At 49.0% G+C, this 20,111-nt stretch carries 16 protein-coding genes; 10 read left to right on the top strand and 6 right to left on the bottom strand.

Annotated features, from left to right (window positions below; genetic code table 11):
* Window positions 1-193: 193 nt before the first annotated feature.
* A complete protein-coding gene (locus tag LN341_RS08150; protein ID WP_046221267.1) occupies window positions 194-679 on the bottom strand; it encodes a YajQ family cyclic di-GMP-binding protein in 486 nt (161 codons plus the stop codon).
* A gap of 85 nt (window positions 680-764) precedes the next feature.
* Complete coding sequence (locus LN341_RS08145) at window positions 765-1,817, bottom strand: 3-deoxy-7-phosphoheptulonate synthase (protein ID WP_304622686.1); 1,053 nt, start codon at window positions 1,815-1,817, stop codon at window positions 765-767.
* A 268-nt stretch (window positions 1,818-2,085) separates the two neighbouring features.
* On the opposite strand from LN341_RS08145, the gene LN341_RS08140 reads away from it, so the two are divergent.
* Window positions 2,086-3,012: a putative PEP-binding protein gene (locus LN341_RS08140; RefSeq protein ID WP_234202991.1), complete on the top strand. Its 927-nt coding sequence runs from the start codon at window positions 2,086-2,088 to the stop codon at window positions 3,010-3,012.
* A gap of 73 nt (window positions 3,013-3,085) precedes the next feature.
* Here LN341_RS08140 and LN341_RS08135 read toward each other — a convergent pair whose 3' ends face one another.
* Together LN341_RS08135 and LN341_RS08130 are read right to left on the bottom strand one after the other, a co-directional pair.
* A complete protein-coding gene (locus tag LN341_RS08135; RefSeq protein WP_234204980.1) occupies window positions 3,086-4,555 on the bottom strand; it encodes a YdiU family protein in 1,470 nt (489 codons plus the stop codon).
* 153 nt (window positions 4,556-4,708) lie between these two features.
* On the bottom strand, window positions 4,709-6,052 hold the full coding sequence (locus LN341_RS08130; protein WP_234202990.1) for a hypothetical protein: 1,344 nt from the start codon (window positions 6,050-6,052) through the stop codon (window positions 4,709-4,711).
* Window positions 6,053-6,354: 302 nt separating this feature from the next.
* Here LN341_RS08130 and LN341_RS08125 point away from each other — a divergent pair, with 302 nt between their 5' ends.
* Together LN341_RS08125 and LN341_RS08120 are read left to right on the top strand one after the other, a co-directional pair.
* Complete coding sequence (locus LN341_RS08125; RefSeq protein WP_046221263.1) at window positions 6,355-7,194, top strand: S1 RNA-binding domain-containing protein; 840 nt, start codon at window positions 6,355-6,357, stop codon at window positions 7,192-7,194.
* Window positions 7,195-7,406: 212 nt separating this feature from the next.
* Window positions 7,407-9,023 (top strand): ABC transporter substrate-binding protein, encoded by a 1,617-nt coding sequence (locus LN341_RS08120; RefSeq protein ID WP_234202989.1) that lies wholly within the window; start codon window positions 7,407-7,409, stop codon window positions 9,021-9,023.
* 66 nt (window positions 9,024-9,089) lie between these two features.
* Here LN341_RS08120 and moeB read toward each other — a convergent pair whose 3' ends face one another.
* Together moeB and moeA are read right to left on the bottom strand one after the other, a co-directional pair.
* The gene (gene moeB / locus LN341_RS08115) at window positions 9,090-9,845 is read right to left on the bottom strand and encodes a molybdopterin-synthase adenylyltransferase MoeB (RefSeq protein WP_234202988.1); all 756 of its coding nucleotides are present in this window, start codon (window positions 9,843-9,845) and stop codon (window positions 9,090-9,092) included.
* Between the two features lie 24 nt (window positions 9,846-9,869).
* Window positions 9,870-11,105 carry a molybdopterin molybdotransferase MoeA gene (moeA, locus tag LN341_RS08110; protein WP_234202987.1) on the bottom strand — a complete coding sequence of 412 codons (1,236 nt, stop codon included), beginning with the start codon at window positions 11,103-11,105 and terminating at the stop codon, window positions 9,870-9,872.
* Window positions 11,106-11,286: 181 nt separating this feature from the next.
* Here moeA and folE point away from each other — a divergent pair, with 181 nt between their 5' ends.
* From folE to LN341_RS08075, 7 genes are all read left to right on the top strand, one after another.
* Window positions 11,287-11,940 (top strand): GTP cyclohydrolase I FolE, encoded by a 654-nt coding sequence (folE, locus tag LN341_RS08105; RefSeq protein WP_120510884.1) that lies wholly within the window; start codon window positions 11,287-11,289, stop codon window positions 11,938-11,940.
* A 320-nt stretch (window positions 11,941-12,260) separates the two neighbouring features.
* Entirely contained in the window at window positions 12,261-14,027 is a 1,767-nt protein-coding gene (locus LN341_RS08100; protein ID WP_234202986.1) for a murein L,D-transpeptidase, read from the top strand.
* A gap of 215 nt (window positions 14,028-14,242) precedes the next feature.
* Window positions 14,243-15,652, top strand: coding sequence for an FAD-dependent oxidoreductase (locus LN341_RS08095; RefSeq protein WP_234204787.1), 1,410 nt, complete (start codon window positions 14,243-14,245; stop codon window positions 15,650-15,652).
* A gap of 417 nt (window positions 15,653-16,069) precedes the next feature.
* A complete protein-coding gene (locus LN341_RS08090) occupies window positions 16,070-17,470 on the top strand; it encodes a peptide MFS transporter (RefSeq protein WP_234204785.1) in 1,401 nt (466 codons plus the stop codon).
* Window positions 17,471-17,694: 224 nt separating this feature from the next.
* Window positions 17,695-19,056, top strand: a complete 1,362-nt coding sequence (locus tag LN341_RS08085) for a hypothetical protein (RefSeq protein ID WP_234204783.1) — start codon at window positions 17,695-17,697, stop codon at window positions 19,054-19,056.
* Window positions 19,057-19,205: 149 nt separating this feature from the next.
* Window positions 19,206-19,649, top strand: coding sequence for a GNAT family N-acetyltransferase (locus LN341_RS08080; protein ID WP_234204781.1), 444 nt, complete (start codon window positions 19,206-19,208; stop codon window positions 19,647-19,649).
* 63 nt (window positions 19,650-19,712) lie between these two features.
* Window positions 19,713-20,087, top strand: a complete 375-nt coding sequence (locus LN341_RS08075; RefSeq protein ID WP_234204780.1) for a GFA family protein — start codon at window positions 19,713-19,715, stop codon at window positions 20,085-20,087.
* Window positions 20,088-20,111: the final 24 nt, after the last annotated feature.

Raw genomic sequence — 20,111 nt, 5'->3', positions numbered from 1 at the left:
GTTTTGTCGTGAGGTGAAATGACAAATTGTGATAGCAAGCAACAGGAATCAGTGAAGGAGTCAGCGACTTGCTGAGAAGTTGTGATAACGCCCTGCAACTTAATTGGAGTGGTGTAAAAAGTGTGGCTATTGATACTGTGAATGATCAGGAAGGCATCCTTTGCCTTCCTGAAACCAATGGATACTGGGTGAATCAGTCGCGGAAATTTTCAAACTGGAACGGCTTATCCAGTTCTTCAGAGCCTCGAACCAGCGCCATTGCTGCTTGCAGATCATCGCGTTTTTTTCCGGTGACCCGGACTTTATCGCCCTGAATCGATGCTTGTACTTTGATCTTGGAATCTTTCAGCATCTTCACGATCTGCTTAGCCACTGGGGTATCAATCCCTTGCTTAAACATGGCTTCCTGCGAATAGGTTTTCCCTGTGTGCACGATGTTTTTGGTTTCCATCGCGCGGGCATCGACGCCGCGTTTGGCTAAGTTCCCACGAAGGATATCGCGCATTTGCAGCAGCTGGAATTCTGCTTCAGCAGACATTTTCACGATTTCTTTATCCAGAGAAAAAGTTGCTTCTACATTGCGGAAATCAAAGCGGGTATCCAGCTCGCGGTTACTGTTATCTACCGCGTTTTTCAATTCAACGGTATCGACTTCAGAAATAATATCAAAAGAAGGCATGGTGTATTCCTGCTCATCATTGTTAATGGGCGCTTTTATATCATAAAACGCCGGATTATTGTAACTCGTGGCTTGAAGGCCTGGCTTATTGTTTTTGGACTGCCGCAGCGAGCATGGCCAGCATTTCTTCAGTATCTTCCCAGCTGATACAAGGATCTGTGATGGATTGCCCATAGGTCAGGCCTTTTTCCTGACCGCTTTCCAGTGACTGATTCCCTTCGACAATAAAGCTTTCTGCCATAATGCCGGCAATGTAGCGGCTGCCATCTGTCAGTTGTTTGCAGATGTCGGCAGCCACATCAAGCTGGCGTTTATGCTGCTTCTGACAGTTTCCATGGCTGAAATCGACCACCAGCTTAGTCGGCAGCGCGAATTCTTCCAGCGCATCGCAGGCTGCCTGAATATCTTCTGCGTGATAATTTGGCATTTTTCCGCCACGCAAAATAATGTGACCATGCGGATTACCAGCCGTTTTGTAGATCGTCATCTCGCCATTTTTTGCCGGGGAGCAAAAAACGTGCGGTGCGCGGGTGGCACGAATCGCATCGATTGCAATTTTCACATTACCATCGGTGCCGTTTTTAAATCCTACCGGGCAGGAAAGCGCAGAGGCCATTTCACGGTGTATCTGAGATTCTGTGGTCCGTGCGCCAATCGCTCCCCAACTGATTAAATCCGCAATGTACTGACCTGTGATCATATCCAGGAATTCGGTCGCTGTTGGTATACCCAACTGGTTAATGTCGAGCAGCAGTTTTCTGGCTTTGTACAAGCCTGCAACGAGATCCAGACTACCATCAAGATGAGGATCGGAAACCAGGCCTTTCCAGCCGACAACAGTACGCGGTTTTTCGAAATAGGTGCGCATGACAATGCACAGTTTTTCCTGGTATTTGTCTTTCAGTGTCAGCAGGCGACGCGCATAGTCCAGGGCAGCTTCTGTATCATGGACTGAACATGGACCCACGATAACCAGAAGGCGGTTATCTTTGCCGGTCAGAATGTTTTCGATCTCACGGCGGGAATGAGCGATATGTTCGGCGATGGGATCGGTCATCGGATGGGCGGCTTCTACCTCGTCTGGAGAAGGCATACGTCCGAGACTGATGGTACGAAGTTCATCGGTTTTTTGGGGCATTTGGGCGCCTGCTTTTCAGGTGTAACATTGATGACGGATAAAGATAGCCTAAAAGGGCACAGGAATAAACCAAACGATGAATATCCATTGCCTTTATGGCCTGTTTTTAAAGGGATCTGAAGAAAAACGGAATAATGGTTGCACCGGATAAAAGTGAATTGTTATGTTTCCTGTAAGCATAATCATGTTGCTCGCAGTCCAGGTCATTCAGATGTGAGGGACTTGGGTGAAAGAACGCATAATAAACAGCAGTGTAAGGGAGATGGCTATGATGTCCGCAGAGGAGTGGGCGACCCATGTTGTCGCGGGTAAAGCAGTTGCATTAACGCGCTCGCATTTGGTGTCAAGGTCAACGGGTGAAGTCAGCAATACAGTCTTGGTGGGCTTAGATGCGTTAATCGCTGAAACAGGAATTCTTCTCAGTGCCGTGTGTCAGCCGGATGCGCTCAGTGATGATGAGAAATCTGCGCTGTCAGAGATAACAGGCGGCAAAGAGACTGAGAGCTTTCTGGTGGATCGGCTGGTGAGTGATTTGTCTGAATTTGCTCAGAAACGTATTGCGGCAGGACAGACCAAACCGGTACTGAAGCTGAGACTCAGCGGTGCGGAAATTGCCGGAGAAAGTACCCAGATTGGCGGTCATTTAATGCCGAAAGAAGAAAACCCCGTGATGGGGCTGCGCGGTGTGGCTCGCTATCTGCACCCGCAGTGGGCCAGGATGTTTACATTGCAGTGTAAAATTATCAAACAGCTGCGCCTTGTGACCGGTGATCTGCCAATCGCCATCGTGATTCCATTTGTCCGGACCTACAGTGATGCGGCATCCGTTCATGATTTGCTGGCAGAACAAGGTTTGTTTCGCGGAAAGTCAGGTTTGCAGGTGCATCTGATGTGTGATTTACCGGCCAATGCTGTGATGGCGGATAAATTTCTGCATTACTTTGATGGTGTGGTGATCGATCTGGATCATCTGGCACAACTGACGCTGGCGATCGATCCGGCCAATAAAACACTGGATTATGACGAGCCTTATGATAATGAGGCAGTGTTATCTCTGGCGGCACAGACGCTGAAAAAGAGCAGGGAAGTGAATAAGCCCTGTGAATTTCTGTCACGCTCTGCAACGGTTCCGCCAAAGCTTCAGCGCTGGCTATCGGAGCACTCGGTGTCGAGCCTTATCTGCAGCCCGAAATAACCACGAAGAGCCTGAGTATTCAGGCTCTTTTTTACTTGCCGCTCATTGCTACCGTGCCGGAGAAGCGTGCTCGCTAAGACGAGCAACTGATTTCCAGTGCTTTTCCCCATTGTGGTGGTTTCACCGCCAGATGCTCATCGTCAGGATGCTCATCATAAGGGTTGGCCAGCACGGTCAGCAGGGTTTCAACCATGGCATAATCGCCCCTTTCCGCCTGCTCAATGGCTTGCTGGGCTAAATAGTTCCGCAGGATGTATTTGGGATTATGCAGCCGCATTAATGCGAGTCGTTCCGCATCATTGCTTTGCTCAAGTGTCAGTCGCTTCGCGTAACTGTTCAGCCAGGCTTGCAGGGGCGCAGGATCGTTCACCAGCTCTGAAAACAGGTGACTGCTGTCTGTCAGTTTATCGGCAGGAATACCCGTCAGTGTTCTGAAGAACAGGGTGTAATCTATCGCCTGATTGGCGAGCAGCTCAAACATCTCACTGAACAGGGCACTGTCTTCTTCACGGCGCTCTACTATCCCCAGCTTATTGCGCATCCGGATACTGTATTCCTGTTGAAGACGGGACTGATAGCTGTGTAAGGCGGCATCAATCTCTTCTTTGTCGAGTAATGGGGTCAAGGCGTAGCCAAGCGCAGACAGATTCCAGAGCGCAATGGACGGTTGCTGGTTGAACGCGTAGCGGCCTGAATAGTCTGAATGATTACAGATAAAGCCGGGCTGATAATCGTCCAGGAACCCGTAAGGGCCATAGTCAAATGTCAGACCGAGCACGGACATATTGTCGGTATTCATCACGCCATGCGCAAAGCCAACGGCTTGCCAGTCGGCAATCAAGGTGGCTGTGAGATCAACAATGCGCTGGAACATAGCCGCATACGGTGTGGCATGAGAAAGCAGATCGGAAAAATGATGCTTGATCAGATAATCCGCCAGCAGTTTCAGTTCTGCGTGCTGCTGGGTATAAAACAAGTATTCAAAGTGCCCGAACCGCAGGTGGCTTTCGGCGACCCGGATCAGTGTGGCACCCGGTTCCACTTTTTCCCGGTAAACGGGGGTGTCGCTGGTGAACACGGCCAGGGCATGCGTGGTGCGGATACCCAAACCCTTCATGGCTGCACTGGCCAGATATTCACGAATACTGGAGCGTAACACCGCACGGCCGTCGCCCATGCGGGAATAAGGCGTCTGCCCGGAGCCTTTCAGGTGGATGTCCCATTTTTTGCCTTGTGAGGTGATCACTTCCCCCATCAACAGGCCGCGCCCGTCCCCTAAGTCTGGATTGTACTGACCAAACTGATGGCCTGTGTATTTCATGGCCAGCGGATCAAAGCCCTGCAGCGATTCGTTGCCGGTGAACAGTTCGGCAAAAAAAGAGGTTTGTGCTTCAGCAGGATCCAGCTCCAGCATGTCACAGACGGCAGGATTGACACTGACCAGGCAGGGATTATCCAGAGGCTGGGGGATTACCCGAGTCCCGAATACACTGGGTAATTCACTGTAAGTATTATTGAAAATTAATTCGGTCAGTTTGCGCATCATGGCCGCCAGCAAGATAAAAGAGGAGGTAGCGTACCAAGTTACAGCGGGTAAACAAGGCATAAAATGTAGGGTTAATGGTATCGGAAAGCAGGCCTCCTCATCACATAATGATAGAAGAGGCCAACTCAGGTGTCAGTAAGTCAGGGGAAATCAATCAATCGCCTCAATATCGACGATCTTTGAGCGGTTCATGATGATCTTCCAGCGTTGTATTCTGGGTTCCTGATCTTCGTCGCTCTCCCGGGTGATCAGGTTGATGAGATGTCGCTTCTCAACTGACTCTCGCGCCACCTGTCCGTCACGCATGACATAAATCTTCTGGGAGCCTTTTTCCATCAGTGTGGACAGAAACCGCAGATCAAACAGAATCGACTCTTTGGTTTGCTCATACCCGGTCAGAAACTTGGTCGTCGACATTCGGGTGGTACTTTTGTAATGCAAAATAGCTTCTTCTTTCGCCGACACCTTGTGTTTGCGTGCCTTCTTGATGTCGTCATCCAGGGTGTCGTAGCGCATGTACTCCAGCCATTCCAGCTGGCGGCCAATCAGTTTATTGCTGTCGCTGTCAAAGAATTGTTTACGCCACTTGGGCTTGCCTTTTCGGACCCAGCGCCACAGCGCGTGTTTAAGGTCGTCTTTAAACACCTCGCGGGCGGCATAAATCACCGACAGTACCAGGATAAACGACGCGGTAATGTCACCCAGCACACCGCGGGCCTCAATCAACATGATGGTGACAAAGATCATCACAAAACCGGCCGCAAATCCCGTGACGACTTTTTTGGTGGTATTGCCTAATACAGTCGTACTCTCTTTCATGGTGACCGGGTATTCGATCAGGCGTCGCAGCAGCCGCATTTTGTTCGACATGCGTGTTGGATCTGCCGTTGCACGCTCAGAGTTATAGTGATTGGATAAACGGTGATCAGACTCGGCCTGACAGAAATCCAGATACAGTGTTTTAATTTCGCTGTAGTTTTCCGCTCTTGGCAGGTGAGCGACTAACGACAGGAAACGCTGTTCCGTAAACCAGGATAAATAGTTATCTATGTTCTGGTAATACTTGAGCAGTTCTTCATCACTGGGCACATTCCGGCGTAACCGCTTGAGGATACCTGAAGAGACGCTGGCGACTTCTTCCAGCTCTTCTGTGGTTCGCTCCACTTTGTCATCGAGCAACTGGTGGATGGTTTCTTCTAACGCGACAGCGTACTGATAGGCAAACAGGCTCAGGCTTAAGCGATATTGGCCGGATGGCAGGTTGCCACGGCTGGCGAGTCTGCTGTGGACCAGTGGAAGGTGATGCACATCACTGAAGTAAGTCCGCTTACCGTGAATCACATTATGGTAGAACTCGTCTTCAGACATGATATTGGCGTTCAGGCCAAGCTCACCGGGAATGAAAAGAAATACATCAAGCTGACGATTTTTGGCCTCATGAATGACATGGGACATTTTCAGGTTATGGCCATCTTTCTTTTCAACGGTGATCACTTGGAATCGATTCCTCTCTGAAGGTTCTGTGATATGGATTTTCTGGTTTCAGGTACTGTTAGAATTTTAGTGTAAACTCGTGTGAAATAGCACTATCAGACAACGAGTTATGGCTCGACAGCAGAAATTTTGGTCAGATACGCCTATTTTGGTCAGGCAGCCTGAATCAACATCACGTATAATGCGCGTTTCAAAATAGCTTGCTTTCTCCCGTACAGCGTTAGTTTCGTGTCAGAAACCCTGCTGACCGGAGATTGAGGCGGATATCCGCTGGAATAGTTTACCCTGAGAGTGACATATTTATGATTAAAGTTGGTCAGTACAACACGTTGGAAGTCGTAAAAATTGTAGATTTTGGCGTGTTTCTGGATGGTGGCGAGGATTTTGGCAATATTTTGCTGCCGAAATCGTCTGTGCCTGAAGGCACATCTCTGGGGGATCATCTGGAGGTGTTCGTCTATTTTGATTCTGAAGATGACATTATTGCAACGACGAAACAACCCCTGGCACAAGTTGGCGATTTCGCCTTGTTGAAGATCGTTGGCATTTCTGGGGTCGGCGCTTTTGTTGACTGGGGATTGGATAAAGATCTGCTGGTGCCCTTCAGTGAGCAGCGCCGTCGACTGGAAGTCGGCCAGAATATTCTGGTGCGTATCTATACCGATAAAGCGTCCGGCCGCATCGTCGGCTCGACCAAACTGAATCGTTTTCTGGATAAAACACCGGCACCTTATCAGGTTGGTGATGAAGTGAAAGTCTTGATCGCAGAAACAACTGAGCTGGGCTACAAAGCGGTGATTGAAGATTTACACTGGGGGCTTTTCTTCAAGACAGAAGCCTTTGGCAAGCTGTTTGTTGGTAAGAAACTGAAGGCCTATATCAAAGAGATCCGTCCGGATGGCAAGATCAATTTGTCATTACAAAAAGCCGGCAAAGCGAAAGTGGACGATCTGGCGGATAAAATTCTGACAGCGCTGGAGCGGCAGGGGGGATTTTTGCCTTTGAGCGATAAGTCAGCACCTGATGATATCTTCAAAGCATTCAGAACCAGCAAGGCAACGTTCAAGAAAACCATTGGCAGCTTATACAAGAAAGGCCTGATCATCATCGAAAAAGACGGCATCCGTCTCAACGACAATTGAAAGTGCTGCAACTCTGACCTAAGCCGGTGAAACTCACCGGCTTTTTTGTGACCGCTGTAATTCTCTCTTGCTCAATATGCGCGTATGTTTATATCCATGAATGGTGATTACGTTGTGCCATTTATCGTCATTGATTGTGAGTAAAAAATTGTTAGGTCCCATCCAAGGCTTATCCAACCCTGACAACACACTACAATTGACAAGGAATAAACATGCAAGGAATGAAAGTGAAAGCGTTGGCAGCAGGTATTTCCCTGCTGATCTCTGGCGTGGCTTACGCCGCTGATGTGCCTGCAGGCGTGACGCTGGCAGAGAAACAGGAAATTGTCTGGAGTCTGGGCGGTGAGGTACCTACCTTAGATCCCACCATGATCACAGATGACTCAAGCAGCAAAGTGATCAGCGATTTATTCGATGGTTTAGTGTCTGAAGATCAGGAAGGGAATATTATTCCTGCTCTGGCGACACACTGGGATATCTCAGCTGATGGCAAAACCGTGACCTTCCATCTGCGTGACGGCCTTCGGTGGTCGAACGGTGAGCCATTAACCGCACACGATGTGGAATACAGCTTCAAGCGCAATGCCGATCCGGCCTCTGCGGCGCCTTATTCCTGGTATCTGGGGACAGCGAATATTTTGAATGCTGTAGACATCACTGATGGTAAAAAAGACAAAGAGACTCTGGGTGTCAAGGCGCTGGACGACAAAACCGTTCAGTTTAGCCTGACTCAGCTGACTCCTTACTTTGTCAAAATGCTCTCCCATCCATCAACGTTCCCTGTTTACCGTAAAGCGATTGAAAAGTATGGCGATAGCTGGACCAGCCCGGATCATATTGTCAGCTCAGGTGCTTACACGCTGACCAACTGGGTGGTGAACGAGCGGATTGATCTGGTGCGTAACCCGGCATACTGGAATGATGCAAAAACCGTGATCAATAAAGCGGCCTACCTGGCGATTGAAAACCAGACGGCAGAGTATAACCGTTACCGTACCGGTGAAATTGACATCACGGCGACATTTCCGCTCGAACAATATCAGCAAATCAAGCAAGAGCGTCCTGATGAGTTGCTGACCATGCCTTCGCTGGCAACCTATTACTATCTGTTCAATTTAGATAAGAAGCCCTTCGATGATGTGCGCGTTCGCAAAGCACTGGCTTACGCAATTGACCGCGACGTGGTGACTCAGCGTATTCTGGGGCAGGGGCAGATTCCTGCCTACGGTGTGACACCGCCTGCTGTGGCGGGTTTTGATGCGCCGGAATTGCCCTGGGCGTCTCTGTCTCAGAAGGAACGTAACCAAAAAGCGCGGGAACTGTTGAAAGAAGCGGGCTATTCGAAAGACAATCCGCTGAAATTTGAGCTGGTCTATAACACCAATGAAGCGCACAAAAAGCTGGCGCTGGCAATGTTGTCGATGTGGAAACAGAGCCTGCCGGTCGAAGTGGATCTGGCCAATCAGGAATGGAAAACATTCCTGCAGAAACTGGCTCAGAAAGACTTCAGTCTGGCGCGTTATGCCTGGGTCGGTGACTACAACGAAGCATCAACCTTTTTGTCGTACTTTGAAAGCAAGGGCATGAACTATTCGCGCTGGGCAAACAAAGCCTACGACAAAGCCATGGCAGATGCTTTAGCGGCGAAATCGGATAAAGAGCGTAATCACTTCTATCAGCAAGCGGAACGTATTTTTGCCGAAGATATGCCGGCTATCCCTGTGTATTTCTATACCAAGACCGTCATCAAGTCGCCAAAAGTTGGCGGGTATTCGACGACCAATGCATCGTCAAACCGTTACACCCGTGATCTGTACATCATGAAGTGATGTGACGAAACATGCTGTACTATTGAACAAAGAGCCTGATGTCAGTCAGGCTCTTTTTTACTCGTGTTATTGATCACTTCCGCAAACCGGGCAGTTTGCCTGTTTCATCAGCTTCATTTCCCGCCAGTGCATGGTCATGGCGTCCAGCAACAGGATTTTGCCTGCCAGGGGGTTGCCCATCGCAGCAACCACTTTAATGGCTTCCATCGCCTGAACCGCTCCAATAATCCCAACCAGAGGTGACATAACGCCGGCTTCAACACAGCTCAGGTTTTGTTCGCCGAACAGGCTGCTCAGACAGGCATAGCAAGGTTGCTCGTCCTGATAGGTGAAAACGCTGACCTGGCCTTCCATGCGAATTGCAGCGCCGGAAACCAGCGGGGTTTTCGTCTGGAAACACAAACGGTTCAGCTGGTTTCGCGTCGGCAGGTTATCGCTGCAGTCGACAACCAGCGTATGCTGTTTGATCAAATCGAGCAGTGCGGTATCATCCAGACGCTCGCCAATGGCGTTAACAGTGCAGTGCGGATTCAGCCGCTCAAGTGCCTGTCTGGCGGAGTCGACTTTCAGCATGCCCACGGTCGCATCGTGATGGAGCACTTGGCGTTGCAGATTGGAGAGCTCGACCTTATCGTCATCAATCAGGGTCAGCACGCCGGCGCCGGCCGCAGCCAGGTACTGGCTCGCAGCGCAACCTAACCCTCCGGCACCCAGGATCAGGATGTGCGCCGCTTTTAAGGCTTCCTGGCCCTCAAAGTCGAACTGACGCAAAATGATCTGCCGGTTGTAACGCAGCATCTCTTGATCAGATAACTCTTCCATGACTGACTCCTGCGTTATCGTCATTTAATACATACTGGCATTAAAGGGTTCAATCGTGACGGTTTCACCCGGCTGCACTTTATCCCGCTCTTGTTCCAGAATGACCAGGCAGTTGGCCTGATGCATGGAGCTGAATGCGCCTGACCCCTGATTACCTGTAGTGGCAACTTCAATCTGTCCTTTGCTGTTCACCTGATAAATACCGCGCTGGAAGTCAGTGCGTCCAGGGCGCTTTTTAAATACGGTGCTGGCAATGGCCGGTAAGCGCTGGGGAGCCTGATACTGACTCTGGCCCGCTAACTGTGCAAGCACAGGCTGAACAATCTGATACAGGGTGAGCATGGCTGAAACCGGGTTGCCCGGCAGGCCGCAAAACCAGCACTCGTTGACCTTGCCGAAGGCAAAAGGTTTACCCGGTTTCATGGCAATCTTCCAGAAACCAACTTCGCCTTGCTGGGTCAGGATATCTTTTGTGTAATCGGCTTCCCCGACACTGACACCACCTGACGTGATCAACATATCAGCTGTGCTGGTGGCTTTTGCAAATGCCGCATCCAGCTGAGCAGGATCGTCAGGGATAATACCCAGATCCAGTACCTCGCAGCCGAACTTGTCTAGCAGCGCCCGAATCCCGTAGCGGTTACTGTCGTAAATCTGACCAGCGGCCAGCGGCTCGCCGAGCGGGCGCAGCTCATCTCCGGTCGAGAAAAAAGCGACTTTGGGGCGCTCGAAAACAGGTAAGCGGGCAATGCCCAGTGAAGCGATCAGCGGGAGCTCTCGTGCTGACAGCCTGTGACCTTTGGCAACGACAACCTCGCCGAGTTTGATGTCATCGCCAATCGGGCGGACATTATCTCCGGCTTTGGGTTTCACCAGAAAGCGGATTTGGTCACCGATAGCTTCAATCTCTTCCTGCATGATCACGGTATCCGTTCCAGCAGGAAGCTCAGCGCCGGTCATAATACGAATGCACTGGCCTGATTGGCATGTACCGTCGAAAGGAGTACCGGCAAACGACTGACCCGCCAAAGTCAGGGTGTCTGTTTTGTCTAAATCAGCACGCTGAAGGGCGTAGCCATCCATGGCGGAATTGGCAAAGGGCGGGACGTTAATCGGTGAGATGACATCCTCTGCCAGCACCAGCCCGAGTGTTTCTGCCAAAGGTAATCTATTGGTTTTGCTGATGGGTTTGACCACTGACAGCATTTTCTCGATAGCAGTGTCTACTGGCATCAAGCCCGGCGCATCACACGAGTCCATTTGTTAATCCTTCATTCGTTATGCTTAATTGCTGACTATTATGACAAAAAAAACGCGTCGGAACTAATTCCCCCAGCAAATACGAGGTGTAATTGTTGCCAAATGGGGGTATCCTTCGGGCTTAGTTTTACTGGCAAGGCAGTGTTGTTCGATCATCAGCCTCAGTCAGTCGGAGGAGAAAATGACAACATTAAGCGAATCAGCATTGAAAGTCCGCCAGGCGTTAGAAGATCGCGGACTGGAAACCCCGATGACAACCGAATTGGTTGGCAATGCCGAGAAGAAAGAACGTATTGAATTCCACATGCGTGAAATTCTGGGATTATTATCTCTGGATCTCACCGATGATAGCTTGATGGATACTCCAAAACGTATCGCTAAGATGTATGTAGATGAAATTTTCTCTGGTCTCGATTACGCCAATTTTCCGAAAATCACTGTCATTGATAACAAAATGAACTGTGACGAAATGGTGCGGGTAAAAGACATCACTCTTACCAGCACTTGTGAACATCACCTTGTGACTATTGATGGTAAAGCTACGGTAGCTTATATTCCGCGCGGTAAAATCATCGGTCTGTCCAAGATCAACCGTATTGTACGTTTCTTTGCTCAGCGTCCGCAGGTGCAGGAACGTATGACGCAACAAATTTTAGTGGCGCTACAAACCTTGTTGGAAAGTGATGATGTCGCGGTGAGAATTGATGCGACGCACTACTGCGTGAAAGCTCGCGGTGTGATGGATCAAACCAGTGAGACGACAACGACCGCACTCGGCGGCATTTTTAAACGCATACCTGCGACCCGGGCAGAGTTTCTTCACGGACTGCGTTAACCGCTTTTCGTTACCCAGCCTGTTGTCATAAAAAAGCCAATACAGCTAACTGTCTGTATTGGCTTTTTTTATGGCGGCTATTCCATATATGCAAGACAAAATTACGTAATTAATATTAAAAATAGTGAATATAGCGTCAATCATTACTGCACAGATACTTTAATGTTTATCTAACCTTAATATTAGCGATTATTAAATATTGAACACTTTACGGCTGGTGGCTTGGATAAACTTAGGCTAAGAAAAGCCGGATAAAAGTGAGTTAACCACGACTGACTTTTAGTGCGCATAATGAAGAACGTAAAGTGGGGTGTCAGGCTATGCTCAACGTCAAAAGCGGCAAAGTGACACGACAGGCAATGGATGTTGCGGTCTTTGGTTTAGTGAAAGGAACAGCCGCACTGTTTGCGGCAGTCTTGATGTCCGCACAGTCGCTGGCGGCAGAAGAGGGCGTGATCAGGCTGGTTCCAGCTCAGAGTTCGATTGTGTCTGCTACGCTGACTGTCCCACAACTCGGCAGGCATGGGCTGGAATCTGTTTCCATTCTGAGTTCTCGCCAGCTTTGTCCGAGCCAGACTGACCAGTTGTGTTTTCCAACGGCGTTGCAAAACCTCTACGCCAGTCATGATTTTATGCCCCTTTGGCGTGATCCCGCGCTGTTAGATGAACTACTGCTGCAGATAACAGCACTGGCTGAAACCCGCAGGGTGCCGGGGTTACTGCAGCGAGTTCAGGAGCTGCAACAACTATCGCAGCGTAATGATCAACGCGGTCTGGATCTTCTGGCGACAGATACCCTTTTGGTCTATCAGTCCACTGTCAATCAGATGCTCAATGATCCGAGTTCGCTTTATCGGCCTGCCAGTTTTACTCTGGATGCACAACATCTTGCTTCAGCTCCTGTGCTCACTGTGCCGCTGACGATAACTTCCCTGCAACGACTGCGTCCGACAGATAAGCACTTTGACGCACTGGTTGCTGAAATGCATATGCTTGAACAGGCCCAGCCGCATGGTGTGTATCTGTCGGGGCGTCCGGCCATTAAATTTGGCGCTGAGATACCTAACGGTGACAAGCTTGCGCGTATGCTCAATACCTATGGTGATTTGTCTGATCAGAATTATGCCAATGTCATGAAGACGGATCAGGCAACAGGTGAGTCTGTCGCAAAACGATTCACCAATACCGGTGTACTTCATCAGGCCATCCGCCAGTTCCAGCAGCGACATGGCCTGACAGATGATGGCGTCATTGGTCCTGAAACCGCGCAGAATATGGCGCGTTCTTACGAACAGGTTGCTCAGCTTCTGGCACTGAATCTTCAGCGCAACCGTGTCCTGCAGAGGCATGGGCAGGGTGAGGTGCTTCAGGTGAATATTCCGGAATTCATGCTGCGAATTATGGATGATGAAAATGTGGTATTTGAATCCAAAGTGATTGTGGGCAGAAGCAGCCGGCCAACCTATTTATTCTCTTCTGCGATTAATCATATGGTGGTCAATCCAACCTGGAATGTCCCTGAAACCATCAAGGAAGAAGATGTTATCCCCAGTATGAGGCGATCGCCGGATTATCTGGCACGGCATAACATGCGGATGGTATCGAGATGGAGTGATGATCAGTCTATTGATCCTGCGCAGATTGACTGGAGTACGGTGTCAGCCAGCAATTTTCCTTACGAATTTCAGCAAAGGCCGGGCCCGGATAATGCGCTGGGTCAGGTGAAATTCATGATGCCCAATGATTTTTCAATTTATCTGCACGATACGCCGGCTAAGCGTCTGTTTAACAAAAGTAAAAGGAATTTCAGCTCGGGCTGCGTCAGGGTGGAGAAGGCGCACGATTTAGCCTATTACCTGCTGGAGCGGCAGCGGGCCGGGCAAAGTGCAACCTATGATAATTTATTGAGAAAACGTAACCCGGCGACAATCAATCTGCGCAAAACACTGGCAGTGGATTTTATTTACCGGACCGCCTGGCTTGATGAACAAGGTAAATTGCAGGTCCGTGATGATATTTATGGCTACGATGATGATTCCACCGTCCCGCAAGAACATGACTACATTGCCATGATGAACTATCGATGAGCCCCCTGCGCTTGTCGGCTATATGCTTTAGCAATCTCATTGCGATTGACAGCCTTCAGATTTCCGCGTCTGCAGAAATCTGAAGGCTGTGTCACTTCTTCCTCTCTTCCAGCCTAAGATGAATTTTCTGTGTCACTGTGCTGCTGGCTATTGAGCCTGGGCAGGCAGCTTGCGTAGAGTATATGCAATTTTGGTCTATACCACTTGGTGGCGCAATGCAATCGACACAATACAGCTCATTTTGGTTTCAAGAAGCACTGAAAAGCGAACCTGATTTTCAACCCAGGAAGCTAGAGACAGACACAACAGCCGATGTCTGCATCGTAGGTGGCGGGTTCACCGGATTGTGGACGGCCATCCAGCTGAAAGTGAAACAGCCGTCTCTGGATATCCTGGTGATTGAAAAAGATCTCTGCGGCAGCGGGGCATCGGGTCGAAACGGCGGCTGCATGCTGACCTGGTCAACCAAGTATCTGAGCTTAAAAAAACTGTATGGTGAAGCAGAAGCCATTCGATTGGTGAAAGCCTCTGAAGCGGCTGTCTATGACATCGAGGCGTTTTGTAAAACGCATGGCATTGAGGCGCAGATCCGGTTAGATGGCACCTTGTATACTGCGTCAAACAAGGCGCAATTAGGGGCAATGGCGCCAGTTTTGGCGGCGCTGGACAAGCAGTCGATCAATGCCTGGCAGCCTTGGACGACGGAAAAGGTGAAATCAGAATCGGGATCAGATTTACATCTGGAGGGCCATTTTTCATCAGCCGCTGGGACGGTGCAACCAGGATTTCTGGTCAGAGGCCTCAAACGGGTTGCAGAGCAAATGGGAGTGAGCATTTTCGAACACACACCAATGACTGAACTCCATCGCCAGAATACGCCAATCCGAATCACGACGCCCTGCGCGAATATACAGGCCAATAAAGTAGTGCTGGCATTAAATGCCTGGACACCAGCTTTACTTCCCGAATTTAAAAACAGTGTGGTGTTGGTCTCGTCTGACATGTTGATCACTGAACCTGCCCCAGATCTTCTGAAAAACCTGGGTTTTCGTGACGGCAAGTCGGTGATTGATGGCCGGACCTTTGTTCATTATTACCGCACAACGCCCGATGGCCGATTGATGCTCGGCAAAGGTGGCAACTATTTTTCTTTTGGTAACAGAATGAGCGCCGTTTTTGATCAGCCAAGCCGTTATCAAACCATCCTTGATGCCGCTTTTCGGCGATTTTTTCCTGCGATGCACTCAGTTCCAGTGGCGACGACCTGGACTGGTGCGTCTGATCGCTCCGCCACAGGGATGCCTTTTTTTGGCCGTTTAACGGACACCCCTTCTGTTGTGTATGGCTTGGGGTATTCCGGTAATGGGGTAGTGCAGAGCTGGATCGGTGGACAAATCCTCTCTTCTCTGGTGCTCGAAGAAGACAATGACTGGACACGCTCTGGATTAGCGTCAGGACCTAAAGGCTCTTTTCCACCTGAGCCGATTCGCTGGCTGGGGGCCATTCTGGTCAGAAACGCGATACGACGAAAAGAAAGCGCGGAAGATGAGAACCGAACACCGAACTGGCTGGATAAACAACTCTCAAAATTGGCTAACTTCGCCGGTAAAGCTGATAAGGTCTAAAGAACGACATCATTTCAGAATGAAGCACTAAGCAGGTGAATAAGCCTGCTTTTTTTATTCACCCTGTTGCAAAAATGTGTCCACGGCATGGGTATTAACGTGGCTGGTTTTTGACCATTCGGTCAGCTCTAAATGTAATAATCATTAATACCCTCTTAATTTGGATTTAAATTCTATTAACTTTGATTTTAACGGTGCTTAAATCTTAATTTATTTTATTTGTTGGTTTTATAATCTTGCGCGTCAGTAAAAAGTAAATTTCCATTTTTGGTTGGATATTTTGTTGTCATATAAATCAATAACTTGCATTGTTCTGATTTTGTTCTGATTTTGTTAAGATTTGCAGTGATTAAGTTTGTAATTTATAAATTAAGCCGCATTTATGGATACATAACTACCTCAACGAAGAGAATAATTATGAGCAACAAAGGAAATGGGACCCTGATGGGACACCCTAAAGGCTTGTTCCTGCTGTTTGGTACCGAGCTTTGGGAGCGTTTTTCGTATTATGCAATGCGCGCCATTCTGGTGCTGTATCTTACCGATAAAACAGTGAGCGGTGGTCTTGGTTGGTCAACGGAAGACGCGCTCAGTCTCTATGGTATCTATACCGGTCTGGTTTATATCACGCCCTTGATCGGTGGTTGGGTCGCCGACAATTTCTTAGGACAGCGCCGCTCGATTATCATCGGTGGTGTTCTGATGGCTTTAGGTCAGTTCACGCTTGCACTGCCACATTCTCTGGTTGACCCGAATGCCACAACAGCCTTTTATCTCGGCCTGGCACTGTTGATTGTTGGTAATGGTCTGTTTAAGCCAAACATTTCAACCATGGTGGGTGATCTGTACGCCGAAGGCGATCACCGTCGTGACGGTGCCTTCACCATTTTCTACATGGGCATTAACCTCGGCGCGCTGCTGGCAGGTATTATCGCGGGTTCAGCGTCCACGGCTTATGGCTGGAAGGCCGGCTTCCTGGCTGCAGGTATTGGTATGTTATTCAGCCTTGTTATCCAGATGCTGTTTGCTGAAAAGCTGCTGGGCAATATTGGTAAAGTGCCTGCTGCCAAACGTGCGGCCGCTATGTCGGACAACGGAAAGAAACAGCCTCTGACGAAAAAGGAAATCGATCGCCTGAAAGTGGTGATGATCATGGGACTGTTCGTGGTTGTCTTCTGGGCTGGTTTCGAGCAGGCCGGCGGGCTGATGAGTATTTATACTCAGGAATATGCCGATCGTATGATTGGCAGCTTTGAAGTCCCTACAGCCTGGTTCCAGTCTTTAAACCCGTTCTTTATCATCACAATGGCACCGCTGCTGGCTGCACTGTGGGTGAAGATGGGCCCGAAAGAGCCAAGCTCTCCAATCAAGTTTGCCATTGCACTCTTCTTACTGGCGATGGGCTTTGTGTGCATGGTTGGTGCTGTGATGGAGCAGGGGGGCGATTTGACCGCCAAGACCTCGATGCTGTGGATTGTTGCGGCGTACTTCTTCCATACCATGGGTGAGCTGTGCCTGTCGCCAATTGGCTTGTCCATGATGACTAAGCTGGCACCGTTACGTCTGGCATCTCTGATGATGGGTGTATGGTTTGGTTTCAATGCAGTTGCTAACTATGTTGCCGGTATGATTGGTGCCCATGTAGGCGAAGCCGGTCCAATGGCTATTTTTGGTGGCATTGCGATCACTGCAGCTGTCTCGGGTCTGATTCTGGTGGTGTTCTCCAATCAGCTGATTCGCTGGATGCATGGTGCTGAAGGGAAAGCGGTTGCTGACACGACCGACGTGCCAGCCAACGCAAAACCGGCGCAGGCTTAATGTAAAGATCCAAAGTGAATAATATTGCGGGAGCCAAGCGGCTCCCGTTTTTTATATCTGAATTTCCCCGCTAATTTTCCTGATCTTGCGATTCACGTCACAAGCTGTGTATTCGATTACACGCACGTTGTCATTATGCGCAAGTGGACATATCACACCGAAAACTCATAACCTATGTGAATATTGTTTGATATTTGTTCAGTTTTTATTTTTGAGGGGCGCGCATGAGGAAGTCGCTTTTATCGGTTGCGGTGGCAGCAACCATTTTATCGGGGTGCGGGGGGTCGGACTCAGATAGGAATGATGACGATGGGAAGAATCTCGACGGCAAGGTTACTGTTCAAGTGATCGACGGTTATTTGTCAAATGCGCAACTGTGTGTCGACCGAGATCGCAATGCGCACTGTAATACAGGCGAACTGCTCACTGAAAAAACCAATAGTAACGGTCAAATCACCATTTCTGAAAGCGACAGCCAGTACCCGTTAATTGCCAGAGTGATTGCCGGTGAATCTTCAGACAGCGATCACCCAGGTTTTGTCTGGCAGGATGCTGAACTCTATGCGCCAGCCGGCCAGACAATCCTGACCCCTTTTTCGACCCTGGCTTATTTAAATGATCAAAGCCTTACTGATTATGCGGCCAGTCTGAATCTGGATGCTAATCTGCTCAGTCAGGATTATGTGGCTTTAAAGTCGTCGAATCCTGATGCGAAGAAAGTCCATTTGTATGCACGGACGATGCACGCGATGCTCGGTGAAACCTTGTCTGATAACGATCTGGAAGGGCAGAAAATCTGGATTCAGAACCTGAAAAACAAAATTCAGGAACTGGAAAACAATCAGGTTGATTTTGATGCCGTCACGTTATCGCTGGATAAGGATAACGGGCAGTTCACTCAGTCCGACCGTGTCAAAGGTATCCAGACCTTTCTTGAAGGACAGAACGCCATTTTCCTCGATTTCCTGAACGTCTCAGAAGCGATTCCTCATCGCTTGGTGTTTCGTGATGGCAAGGTCACTGAAAGCTCGCTGAACTTTATCAGTCCGGATGCACCTTATGAGGTCTCAGGTACCTCAATGAAAATTGCTGCTGATCTTGAGAACGAGATAGAATTTATTTATGTGACGCCTGATATTGCTCTCGCTTATCTGTATGTCTATGAGTCAAGAAAGTACCTGATTTTCTGGTATAACGAGACAGACTTTTTTGATCAGACGACAGATTTAACGCTGGACGACTTTGTCGGTCAAACCTGGTATTTCCTGCAAGACGCGGCCGGGCCGGGTGCGAAACCCAATGAACCCCATGTACCTGAGCTCCATGAGCTGACCTTTATTTCAGAAACACGAGTGATGATCAATCCGGTGAATTCAGCAGCCTATGAAGCGGACTGGAGCTTTACAGCCAACCCTGAAGGCAACCAGACCCTTACGGTTCATTTCGGAAATGAGAATGCAATGATTCTGGGCACTGAAGAATCGAAGGGCGGGGTAACTTTACTCTTTGTAGAAGGCCTTTCGCAATCTGTACTCATGACACAAAACAAAGTGTTAGCGAGAGCCCTATACGATAAATGGCAGTGATCACCTGAGTCTGTCTCTCAAGCCGTTTTTTCGGTTACACTCGCTGGAAGCCGTGATTTCATGAATCAGGTCATGACGATAAAGTGAGAAATAAGGTAAGTTACTCGATAGCTTACTTTTATTTCTCACTTTGCAGTAAGGGTGGTGATATGCAAGATACTCAAGTCAATTTCAGACCAGCCAGATCGGGCGATGCACGTCAGCTGTCATTGCTACTGGCCCAGCTGGGTTATGACACCGATCCGGCACGCATCGAGAAGATGATTTATCTTGCAGATTCTGATTCTGAACTGATCACGGTCGCTGAAATTAACGATCAGTTAGTGGCGGTGATGTCACTGATCTTTTTTGATTATTTTCCCGCGGCTGCGCGGTATGCCCGTATCACGGCTATGGTGGTTGATGCTCAGCACAGAGCGAAAGGAATCGGCTCAGAGCTGCTTGAATATGCCAGAATCAACGCGGCGGAACGTGATTGTGCCTGTATTGAAGTCACCAGTTCAGTGACACGAAAGGACACCCATGCTTTTTACGTCAATGCCGGTTTTCATCATGATTCCTATAAATTTGTCCTGCCGATCGGTTCACGCTGATGTTTTTATTGTGTGTTGTGGCTGATGGACACAGCGTTCGAAACATCACAAGGGAGTGTTTGAATGGTTATCAAACCTGTGCACAGAGCAAGCTGCCACTGTGGCAGTGTGGTACTGGAACTGTCTTTACCGCAAGGGTTGGTTGATCCCAGGCGTTGCGACTGCTCTATGTGTCGCCGACGCGGGGCGATTGTGGCTTCTGTTCCGCTCGATGGCATCACTATCATAAAAGGTGAAGACAAACTCAGCCTTTATCAGTTTAATACCCATACTGCGAAACATTATTTTTGTTCGGTCTGCGGTATTTACACGCATCATCAACGCCGATCTCATCCGGAACAATATGGCTTTAATGTTGCCTGTCTTGAAGGGGTAAATCCCTTTGAATTGGATAATGTCCCCGTAAATGACGGTGTGAACCATCCCGCCGATCGCTAAACCCTTCTTTTAATCGCCTTACTT

The organism is Photobacterium sp. TLY01 (assembly GCF_021432065.1).
Taxonomy (GTDB): Bacteria; Pseudomonadota; Gammaproteobacteria; order Enterobacterales; family Vibrionaceae; genus Photobacterium; species Photobacterium halotolerans_A.
This window is presented reverse-complemented; position numbering and strand designations above follow the sequence as displayed.